The 9844-nt window shown below is 72.2% G+C and carries 11 protein-coding genes and 2 tRNA genes; 10 read left to right on the top strand and 3 right to left on the bottom strand.

Features of this window, described 5'->3' with window-relative positions:
* Window positions 1-144 precede the first annotated feature (144 nt).
* On the top strand, window positions 145-633 hold the full coding sequence (locus ACFXDJ_RS28650) for an NUDIX hydrolase (RefSeq protein ID WP_384658417.1): 489 nt from the start codon (window positions 145-147) through the stop codon (window positions 631-633).
* Here the strand turns inward: ACFXDJ_RS28650 and ACFXDJ_RS28655 are convergent.
* A complete protein-coding gene (locus ACFXDJ_RS28655; protein ID WP_384658419.1) occupies window positions 630-1286 on the bottom strand; it encodes an SDR family oxidoreductase in 657 nt (218 codons plus the stop codon). The genes ACFXDJ_RS28650 and ACFXDJ_RS28655 overlap by 4 nt on opposite strands.
* Before the next feature lie 54 nt (window positions 1287-1340).
* Window positions 1341-2624 carry an amidohydrolase family protein gene (locus ACFXDJ_RS28660; protein ID WP_384658422.1) on the bottom strand — a complete coding sequence of 428 codons (1284 nt, stop codon included), beginning with the start codon at window positions 2622-2624 and terminating at the stop codon, window positions 1341-1343.
* A gap of 372 nt (window positions 2625-2996) precedes the next feature.
* Between ACFXDJ_RS28660 and ACFXDJ_RS28665 the strand changes: the two genes are divergently transcribed.
* The 9 genes from ACFXDJ_RS28665 to ACFXDJ_RS28705 all read left to right on the top strand — a co-directional run bounded on the left by ACFXDJ_RS28665 (window position 2997) and on the right by ACFXDJ_RS28705 (window position 8439).
* Window positions 2997-3069, top strand: a tRNA-Thr gene (locus tag ACFXDJ_RS28665).
* Window positions 3070-3117: 48 nt separating this feature from the next.
* Window positions 3118-3190, top strand: a tRNA-Met gene (locus tag ACFXDJ_RS28670).
* Window positions 3191-3279: 89 nt separating this feature from the next.
* On the top strand, window positions 3280-3444 hold the full coding sequence (gene rpmG / locus ACFXDJ_RS28675) for a 50S ribosomal protein L33 (RefSeq protein ID WP_003956487.1): 165 nt from the start codon (window positions 3280-3282) through the stop codon (window positions 3442-3444).
* Window positions 3445-3538: 94 nt separating this feature from the next.
* Window positions 3539-3991 carry a MaoC family dehydratase N-terminal domain-containing protein gene (locus tag ACFXDJ_RS28680; RefSeq protein WP_384658425.1) on the top strand — a complete coding sequence of 151 codons (453 nt, stop codon included), beginning with the start codon at window positions 3539-3541 and terminating at the stop codon, window positions 3989-3991.
* A 1-nt stretch (window position 3992) separates the two neighbouring features.
* Complete coding sequence (locus ACFXDJ_RS28685) at window positions 3993-4421, top strand: MaoC family dehydratase (RefSeq protein ID WP_384658428.1); 429 nt, start codon at window positions 3993-3995, stop codon at window positions 4419-4421.
* 150 nt (window positions 4422-4571) lie between these two features.
* Window positions 4572-5204 (top strand): TetR/AcrR family transcriptional regulator, encoded by a 633-nt coding sequence (locus ACFXDJ_RS28690; RefSeq protein ID WP_384658431.1) that lies wholly within the window; start codon window positions 4572-4574, stop codon window positions 5202-5204.
* A gap of 102 nt (window positions 5205-5306) precedes the next feature.
* Window positions 5307-6785 (top strand): DHA2 family efflux MFS transporter permease subunit, encoded by a 1479-nt coding sequence (locus ACFXDJ_RS28695; RefSeq protein ID WP_384658433.1) that lies wholly within the window; start codon window positions 5307-5309, stop codon window positions 6783-6785.
* A 165-nt stretch (window positions 6786-6950) separates the two neighbouring features.
* The gene (locus ACFXDJ_RS28700) at window positions 6951-8006 is read left to right on the top strand and encodes a UDP-N-acetylmuramate dehydrogenase (protein WP_384658436.1); all 1056 of its coding nucleotides are present in this window, start codon (window positions 6951-6953) and stop codon (window positions 8004-8006) included.
* A gap of 16 nt (window positions 8007-8022) precedes the next feature.
* Window positions 8023-8439, top strand: coding sequence for a hypothetical protein (locus ACFXDJ_RS28705; RefSeq protein WP_384658438.1), 417 nt, complete (start codon window positions 8023-8025; stop codon window positions 8437-8439).
* Window positions 8440-8455: 16 nt separating this feature from the next.
* Here ACFXDJ_RS28705 and ACFXDJ_RS28710 read toward each other — a convergent pair whose 3' ends face one another.
* Complete coding sequence (locus ACFXDJ_RS28710) at window positions 8456-9475, bottom strand: adenosine deaminase (protein WP_384658441.1); 1020 nt, start codon at window positions 9473-9475, stop codon at window positions 8456-8458.
* Window positions 9476-9844 lie beyond the last annotated feature (369 nt).

Raw genomic sequence — 9844 nt, forward strand, 5'->3', positions numbered from 1 at the left:
ACCTCGCAGACATCTCTCACTACTGACCCCCACCCTCGCTCTCACCACATAAGCTCCCACGCCGCGCCCCCCCCCCCCCCGCGGCGGGCCCCCCCCCCCCCCCCCCCCCCGGGCCGCGGGAACACCCGGCCTACGCTGTGGGCCATGCCCACTCACCCCCCGTCGTTCACCGTCGACGAGGACGTCGAAGTGCCCGATCCCGCGGCGGGCGAGGTCTGGACCGTCGGCGCCGTCATCCTCAACCGGGACGGCGCGGCCTTCGCGCAGAAGCGAAGCCCGGACCGGCGCCTCTTCCCCGACACCTGGGACATCGTGGGCGGCCACGTCGAGCCCGGCGAAACGGTCCTGGAGGCCCTCGCGCGCGAGGTCGCGGAGGAGACCGGCTGGCGCCTGACCCGCGTACGGCGGTTCCTCGGCACCGCGACGTGGACGGGCGACGACGGCGGCGGGCTCCGGCACGAGGCCGACTATCTCGTCGAGGTCGACGGAGACCTGGACGACCCGGCGCTGGAGTGGTCCAAGCACTCCGCCTACGGCTGGTTCGGCCCCGACGACCTCGCCCGTCTCAAAGAGAACCGCGGCCCCGGGGAGTTCTTGGTCCACGACCTCATCGCGCGAGCCGTTCGGACCTAGTTGCCCGCCACGTCCTTGACCGCCACCGGGACCGGGGTCGAGCCGGAGATCAGTTCCAGGGTGAGGCCGGCCGTCGCGGGGGTCTCGATCAGCTCGGCCAGCACCGCCGCCACGTCGTCGCGCGGGACCGGCCCGCGGCCCGTCTGCGCCTCCAGGCGGACCAGGCCCGTACCCGCGTCGTCGAGCAGCGCTCCGGGCCGCAGGACCGTCCACTCCAGGCCCAGCCGGGTGCGGACGTGGTCGTCCGCCTCGCCCTTGGCGCGGAGGTAGGCGTCGAAGACCTCGTCACCCTCGCGCCGCGCGTCCGCGCCCATCGAAGAGACCATCAGGAAGCGGCGCACCCGGGCCCGTTCGGCCGCGTCCGCGAACAGCACCGCCGCGCCCCGGTCCACCGTGTCCTTGCGTCCGGCTCCGCTGCCGGGACCCGCGCCGGCCGCGAACACCGCGGCGTCCGCGCCCTGCAGGATGCCCGCCACATGTTCGACCGACGCCGATTCCAGGTCGCACAGCACCGGTTCGGCGCCCGCCTCCCTGAGGTCGTCGCCTTGTGCCGGGTCGCGGATGATGCCCGCGACCTCGTACCCGCGCGCGGCGAGCAGGCGCTCCAGCCGCAGCGCGATCTGACCGTGTCCACCCGCGATGACGATGCGCATGTCCCGACCGTACGACGAGCCGGGCCAGGGCGCCCGGGAACATGCGGTGAACGCTCAGGGACCGGGCTCCATACGGCCCTGCCGGGGCAGGTCCAGGGCCACGGCGACGGCGGAGTCGCAGTACTCCCGTACGGCACTCGTCCGGGCTACCACCCGGCCGCGGTGGATCACGATCCGGCTGTAGGCCAGGGACAGCACGCTCGCGATCCGGTCCCCGCGCACGGCGAGCAGCTCGGCGGGGAAACCGGCCTCCACCCGCACCTCCGGCAGCCCCATCGCCTCCCGGGCGGCCGCGCTGACCGAGTGGTAGGCCTCGGCGGCGCGGAGCCCGCCCTGGGAGGCCAGGAGGTACGCGGCTTCGAGCGGGTCCCCGCGGCCGACCGGGTTGCCGGTGTCCCGCAGCGCCCCGCTGCCGGCCGCGACGCGGACCCCGGCGGTGCGCAGCAGCCGCACGGGTGCGGTGCGCAGGCCGCGGCGTTCCAGGGCCGCGCAATCGCCCTGGGGGAGGCAGGTGACCCGTACGCCGGCCGCTGCCAGCTGGTCGGCGGCCCGGTGCGCCACGTCCAGCGGGAGCCGGGACAGGCCCCCGCAGGGGCCGATGGACACCCCCGGCCGCAGCCCGCCGGCCATCGCCGCGAGCCGGGACAGGCGGGCGGGGTCGTCCCCGTCGGTGTGCAGGTCCACGGGGCAGCCGTGCTCGGCCGCCAGCTCCAGTACGGCTTCGAGGAAGCCCGTCGGGTCGGGGTCGAGGTCGGGGCAGCCCCCGATGACGGAGGCGCCCATCTTCACGGCGTCGCGCAGCATGGCGAGCCCGTCGGCCCCGGCCACCCCGGTCAGCAGCCGGGGCACGGCTACGGCGGTGAGGTCGGTGAGCCCGCGCAGGGAGCGCCGGGCCTGGAGCACGGCCTCCATGGGGCCGATCCCGTGCACGTCCCCGATGCGCACGTGGGACCGTACGGCCGTGGCTCCGTGGCCGAGCTGGAGGAGCGCGGCCTCGGTGGCGCGGCGCTGGACCTCGTCGGGGGCGTAGGAGACGGGCCCTTCGCTGTCGGCGGTCAGGGCGGTGTCCCCGTGGGCGTGGGGCTCGGCGGGGGCGGGGAGCAGGAGGTAGCCGCCGAGGTCGACGCGGGAGCCCGCGGAGGCGGGCAGGCTGCCGGCGGTGCCGACGGCCTGGATCCGGCCGCCGGCGAGGCGGACGTCGACGGTGCGGCCGTCGGTGAGGCGGGCGCCGGCGAGGAGGAGGGTGGTGGATTCGGCCGCCGCCGTGGGGCTCCCGTCGCCGGTCGGGCGGTTCCGCGGGGAGTGGGACGGCTGCTGCTGCGGCTGGCTGTCGGACATCGCGCTCCTGCGGTGGCTCGGGCGGTTCCTGGGCCCGTGGCCGCAGCCCGCGGCCCAAGATCACGCAGCGTGCTCAGAGCCTAGGGGGCGGGGGTGCCCGCTTCACGGAAGAGGGCAATAGTCGTACCGGTGCGCCCGCGAGGTGACCCCGGCGCACTTCCGGCGCACTTCCTGCGTACTCCCGGCGTGACGCCGGTCGATCCCGGTGCGGCTCCGGTGTGACCCCGGACACTTTTCGGGGTGAAAAGCGTCTCCGGAGGTCCCGGGGAGGCGTTTCGGGCCGATCAAGAAACTCGGCGGGAGGGCTCCGAGGCCAGGCCCCGCAAAGGATTTGGGCGATCGGCGGACCACCGTGTAATGTCTTCCTCGCTCGCCCCAATAGCTCAGTCGGTAGAGCGTCTCCATGGTAAGGAGAAGGTCTGCGGTTCGATTCCGCATTGGGGCTCTGGTGAGAGAGGTTCCCCACCCTCGGGTGGGGAGCGGATCTCATCAAAGCGGCGTAGCTCAGTCGGTAGAGCAAGCGGCTCATAATCGCTGTGTCACCGGTTCAAGTCCGGTCGCCGCTACACACAGTAGCCGATTGCGGGGTCGGTCTCCCGATCGGCTACTCTTTTATGCGTTCATCCGTCCCTAATGTCCGTCAAGGAGCACTCACGTGGCTGCCACCGACGTCCGCCCGAAGATCACGCTGGCCTGCGTGGAGTGCAAGGAGCGGAACTACATCACCAAGAAGAACCGGCGTAACAACCCGGACCGTCTTGAGATGAAGAAGCACTGCCCGCGTTGCAACTCGCACACCGCGCACCGCGAGACCCGCTGACCCCAGCGAAGTCTCGAATAACAGGCACCGTCACGAGGTCGTCCCCTTCATTTGGGGGGCGGCCTCGTGTCGTTTCACTAGGAGGTAGTGGGTCATGGCGCTCGACCAGTCCTTCGTGGGGCGGAGCTACCCGCCCACCGATCCGTACGAGGTCGGCCGGGAGAAGATCCGCGAATTCGCGGTAGCGGTGGGTGACGCCAATCCCGTCTACACCGACCCCGATGCCGCCAAGGCCTTCGGTCACCTGGATGTGATCGCCCCGCCGACCTTTGTGTTCGCCATCACGTTCGCGGCGGCGAGCCAGGTCGTCGAGGACCCGCAGCTGGGGCTGGACTACAGCCGCGTCGTGCACGGAGACCAGAAGTTCGCGTACTCCCGCCCGGTGCGCGCCGGCGACCGGCTCTCGGTGACCTCGACCATCGAGGCCGTGAAGTCGATGGCGGGCAACGACATCATCGACATCCGCGGTGAGGTCCACGACGAGACCGGCGAGCACGTGGTGACGGCGTGGACGAAGCTCGTCTCCCGCGCCCCTGAGGAGGCCTGAGATGGCTGCGCAGATCCAGTACGACGAGGTCGAGGTCGGCACCGAGCTGCCCGCGGCGTCCTTCCCCGTGACGCGGGCCACGCTGGTCCGGTACGCGGGTGCGTCGGGTGACTTCAACCCGATCCACTGGAACGAGAAGTTCGCCACCGAGGTCGGGCTGCCGGACGTGATCGCGCACGGCATGTTCACCATGGCCGAGGCGATCCGCGTGGTCACGGACTGGGTGGGCGACCCGGGCGCCGTCGTGGAGTACGGGGTGCGGTTCACCAAGCCGGTCGTCGTCCCGAACGACGGTCAGGGCGCGCTGATCGAGGTCACGGCGAAGGTCGCGGCGAAGCTGGACGACAACCGGGTACGGGTCGACCTGACGGCGATGAGCGCCGGCCAGAAGGTACTGGGGATGTCGCGCGCGGTGGTCGCGCTGGCGTAGTTCCGCCGGGTGGGCCGATGGGCCGACAGGTGGATGGGCCGACAGGTGGATGGGCGGGCAGGCGATTGCGTCTGCCCGCCTTCTGTTTGCCCGCTCTCCCCGTCTGCGGGAGGGTTGCCAAGTTAGTGATGGACCACTAACTTCGAACCCATGGCAAGGATGAGTGCGGAAGAGCGACGCGAGGCCGTCATCCGGGCGGCGATGAGCGAGTTCGCCCGGGGCGGGTACTACGGGACCTCCACCGAGGTGATCGCCAAGCGGGTCGGGGTCTCGCAGCCCTACCTGTTCCGGCTCTTTCCCAATAAGCAGGCGATCTTCCTCGCCGCAGCCGACCGCTGCATGGAAGACATCCGGCTCGTCTTCGAGGAGGCCGCCAAGGCCCACGAGGGCGGGGGCGGGGGCGGGGGCGGGGGCGAGGAGATGGTCCAGGCGATGGGTGCCGCGTACATGCACCTGATCGCCGAGCATCCGGAGAAGCTCCAGATGCAGCTCCAGACGTACGTGACCGTCGCCGCCGCCGAAGCCGCCGGGGAGCCGGCATTCGGGGAGATGGTGCGGACCGCCTGGATGGAGCTGTGGGAGACCCTCCACGTGCCGCTCGGCGCGGACGTGAAGGAGACGACCAGCTTCCTGGCCTACGGGATGCTGATCAACACGCTGTCGGCCATGGGGTTCCCGCCCGACCACCGGGTGTGGGACGGCTGCTATCCCGGCATCCGGCCCCAGGCCCGGCCCCAGGCCCAGCCTCAGGCCCAGCCTCAGGCTCAGGAGAGCGCCCAGTAGATCTCGGAAGCGGTTCTCCGGTCCGGTGGCCTGGCCTGTGGCTTCGCGGCGCGGAGTCCTGTCCTGTGAAGTTAGTGACCAATAACTAATTTTGGGGGAGTAATGCCAGACACCGGCACAGACACCGGCACCGGCACCGGCACCAAGCTACGGGGGCCCGCGATATGGGCCCTCGTCATCACCGGAGCCGCCGGCTTCATGGCCGCGCTCGACAACCTCGTCGTCACCACCGCCCTCCCCGCCATCCGCGCCGATCTCGGCGGGAAGCTGGAGGACCTGGAGTGGACGGTGAACGCGTACACGCTCACCTTCGCCGTCCTCCTCATGTTCGGCGCGGCCCTGGGCGACCGCTTCGGACGGCGGCGGCTCTTCATCGCCGGCATGGTCGTCTTCACCGGCGCCTCCGCCGCGGCCGCGCTGTCGACCGGGATCGACGCGCTCATCGCCGCACGGGCGGTCCAGGGGGTGGGCGCGGCGGTCATGATGCCGCTCTCGCTCACCCTGCTCACCGTCGCCGTGCCCGCCGCCCGCCGGGGCATGGCCCTCGGGATCTACGGAGCCCTCAGCGGCCTGGCCGTCGCCTGCGGACCGCTCATCGGTGGCGGTCTCACCGAGCACATCTCCTGGCAGTGGATCTTCTGGCTGAACGTCCCGATCGGGCTGGCCCTGATCCCGCTCGCCCGGCTGCGGCTCGCCGAGTCGACCGCACCGCGGGCGAAGCTCGACGTTCCCGGCACGCTGCTCATCAGCGGCGGGCTCTTCGGGATCGTCTACGGGCTGGTCAACGCCAACGCGCACGGCTGGACCAGCGGGCTCGTGCTCACCGCCCTGACCCTCGGGGTGGTCCTGGTGGGCGTGTTCATCCGCCACGGGTTCGTCAGCGCCAACCCCGTGCTGCCCATGCGGCTCTTCCGCGACCGGGGCTTCTTCGGCATCAACATGGCGAGCCTGCTGATGTTCTGCGGGATGTTCGGCTCGATCTTCCTGCTGAGCCAGTTCCTCCAGGGCGTCGTCGGCTACTCGCCCACCGAAGCCGGGCTGCGCATGCTGCCCTGGACCGGCATGCCCATGCTCGTCGCGCCGATGGCGGGGGTCCTCTCCGACCGGATCGGCAGCCGCCCCGTCGTCGCCGCCGGGCTGGCCTTCCAGGCGATCGGCCTCGGCTGGTTCGCCACGATCCTGAACACGGACCTCTCCTACGCCGACCAGCTGCCGGCCCTGATCATCGCCGGGATCGGCATGGGCCTGTACTTCGCCCCGGCCTCCAACGCCCTCATGTCCACCGTAGCCCCCGCCGACCAGGGCAAGGCCGCCGGAGCCAACAGCGCACTGCGCGAAGTCGGCGGAGCCCTCGGCGTCGCCGTCCTCGCCTCCGTCTTCTCCGCCCGGGGCGGCTACGAGTCCGGGCAGGCCTTCACCGACGGGACCGTCCCCGCCGTGTGGATCGGCGCGGCGGTCGTAGCCGTGGCGGCCGGGCTGGCGCTGCTGCTGCCGGGGCGGTCCCAGCAGCAGGAGCAGAAGCAGGGAACGGGTGTGGAGCAGGGGGCTTCCGCTCTCGAAAAGGTGCCCGCCGGGGGCTGAGCGGCGGGAGAACCGCAGCCGCCGAACCGCACGGAGCTTCGTACGAAGATCCGTGCCAGAAGGAACGCGAGAACGAACGCCAGAAGGAACGCCAGAAGGAACGCCGGGAGACCGCGGTCCGTGGCCCCGCCCGGTTGGGGGGACGCGGACCGTACTCTTGTCCACGTGCTGGAACTCCACGATGCCCCTCTCGCCCCGCTGACCACCTTCCGACTCGGCGGCCCCGCCGCCCGGCTGGTCACCGCGACCACCGACGCCGAGGTCGTCGCCACCGTGCGCGCCGCGGACGAGAGCGGCACCCCGCTCCTGGTCATCGGCGGCGGCAGCAACCTGGTCATCGGCGACAAGGGCTTCGACGGCACCGCCCTGCGCATCGCGACCACCGGGTTCACGCTCGACGGCACGCGCCTGGAGCTGGCCGCCGGCGAGAACTGGAGCGAGGCCGTCGCCCGGACCGTGGAAGCGGGGCTCGCGGGCGTCGAATGCCTCGCCGGGATCCCCGGGTCGGCCGGCGCCACCCCGATCCAGAACGTCGGGGCCTACGGCCAGGAGGTCTGCGACACGATCACCGAGGTCGTCGCCTACGACCGCACGCGCGGCGAGACGGTCACGCTGTCGGCCGCCGAATGCGCGTTCTCGTACCGCGACAGCCTCTTCAAACACCAGCCGGACCGGTACGTCGTCCTGCGCGTGCGCTTCGCCCTGGAGGACGCGGGCGGGCTGTCCGCGCCGGTCAAGTACCCGGAGACCGCCCGCGCCCTCGGCGTCGAGGCCGGAGACCGGGTGCCCGCGGCGCAGGCCCGCGAGACCGTACTGCGGCTGCGCGCCGGCAAGGGCATGGTCCTGGACCCCGAGGACCACGACACCTGGTCGGCGGGCTCCTTCTTCCACAACCCGGTTCTCGGCGACGAGGCCTACGCCGCCTTCCTCGCCCGCGCACAGGAGCGGCTCGGCCCCGACACCGCCCCGCCCGCGTACCCGGCCGGCGAAGGCCGTACGAAGACCAGCGCGGCCTGGCTGATCGACAAGGCCGGTTTCACCAAGGGCTACGGCGACGGCCCCGCCCGCATCTCCACCAAGCACACCCTCGCCCTCACCAACCGCGGCGATGCCACCACCGAAGACCTCCTGGCACTGGCCCGCGAGGTCGTCGCGGGGGTCCACGCGGCCTTCGGCGTCACCCTGGTCAACGAGCCGGTGACGGTCGGCGTCAGCATCTGAGGAGCCCCGGCCGCCCATGCTCTGTCCCCTGCACGGGGCCGGTACGGACCCCACCCGGCTGGTGGGACGCACGATCAGAAGAGTCGTCGCGTCCTGGCACATCAGCGACGGCGAACGCTCCGAGGCGCCCCTCGACGTCTGGCTCCTCGACAGCGCCGGCGAGTCCACCCGGATCACCACCGGGTCCGACGCCTGCCTCATCGTGGAATCCGCCCCGCCGCACGACGCCTACGACATGGGGGAGTGGGGCCGCATCGAGGTCGGCGAGGACCTCGGCGACCACCCCTTCCTGCGCCATCTGGGTGAAACCGTCGAATCGGTCGCCGAGTACGCGCTGCCCGCGCAGGGCCGCACCCACCTGGAGATCGGCTTCCCGGACGGCGCGCGGGTGCGGGCCGACTGCCACGAGGGCGATCTGCGCCTCATGAAGTGAGCCCGGGCGGGCTGCCTCAGGAGGCCAGCCAGTGGTCGATCCCGGTCAGCAGCTTCTCCTGTACGTCGGCGGGCGCGGCCGAGCCGCGCACCGACTGGCGGGCCAGCTCGGCGAGCTCCGCGTCCGTGAAGGCGTGGTGGCGGCGGGCGATCTCGTACTGGGCCGCGAGCCGGGAGCCGAACAGCAGCGGGTCGTCCGCGCCCAGGGCCATCGGGACCCCGGCCTCGAAGAGGGTGCGCAGCGGGACGTCCTCGTGGCGCTCGTAGACCCCGAGGGCCACGTTGGACGCCGGGCAGACCTCGCAGGTGATCTGCCGGTCGGCGAGCCGCTTCAGCAGCCGCGGGTCCTCGGCGGCCCGGACGCCGTGCCCGATGCGGGCCGCGTGCAGATCGTCGATGCAGTCGCGGACGGAGGACGGGCCGGTCAGCTCGCCCCCGTGCGGGGCGGCGAGGAGGCCGCCCTCGCGGGCGATGGCGAAGGCCCGGTCGAAGTCGCGGGCCATGCCGCGGCGCTCGTCGTTGGAGAGGCCGAAGCCGACGATGCCGCGGTCGGCGTAGCGGACGGCGAGCCGGGCGAGGGTCCGGGCGTCGAGCGGATGCTTCATGCGGTTGGCCGCGATGACGACCCGCATGCCGAGTCCGGTCTCGCGGGAGGCGGCGTCGACGGCGTCGAGGATGATCTCGACGGCCGGGATCATCCCGCCGAGGAGGGGGGCGTAGGAGGTGGGATCCACCTGGATCTCCAGCCAGCCGCTGCCGTCCCGTACGTCCTCCTCCGCGGCCTCACGGACCAGGCGGCGGATGTCCTCGGGCTCGCGGAGGCAGGAGCGGGCGGCGTCGTAGAGCCGCTGGAAGCGGAACCAGCCGCGCTCGTCCGTGGCGCGGAGCTTGGGCGGCTCGCCGCCGGTCAGGGCGTCGGGCAGCCGGACGCCGTACTTGTCGGCCAGCTCCAGCAGGGTCGACGGCCGCATCGAGCCGGTGAAGTGCAGGTGGAGGTGGGCCTTGGGCAGAAGCGTGAGATCTCGTACGTGCTCCATCTGGTGATCCTGCCGTACCGCTGCGCTCGGCGGGAGGGGGTTTTACCGATCGGGGGCTTGCGCGAACGCATGAGCGGCGCCGGCGGGCGGCTCCGGGTCCGCTGCGCGGGGCCTCCCGGGCTCTGCCCGGACCCTCCCCCAGCTACCGCCGGGGGTGCCCCCTGCCTCAAACGCCGGCGAGGCTGGATTTGGCCGGCGGCAGCCTGCGAGGCGCGCCCTGGCGGGCTGATTTGCCGCTCAGCGGCACGTTCCAGCCCCGCCGGGCAAAATCCAGCCCCCGGGCAAATCCAGCCCCTCCGGCGTTTGAGGAGCGGGGTCTGGGGGGGAGCCCCCCGGACCGGTGGGTGGGCGGGGAGGGGGCCGCCCCCC

The sequence above is a fragment of the Streptomyces sp. NPDC059443 genome (assembly GCF_042750105.1).
Lineage (GTDB): Bacteria > Actinomycetota > Actinomycetes > Streptomycetales > Streptomycetaceae > Streptomyces.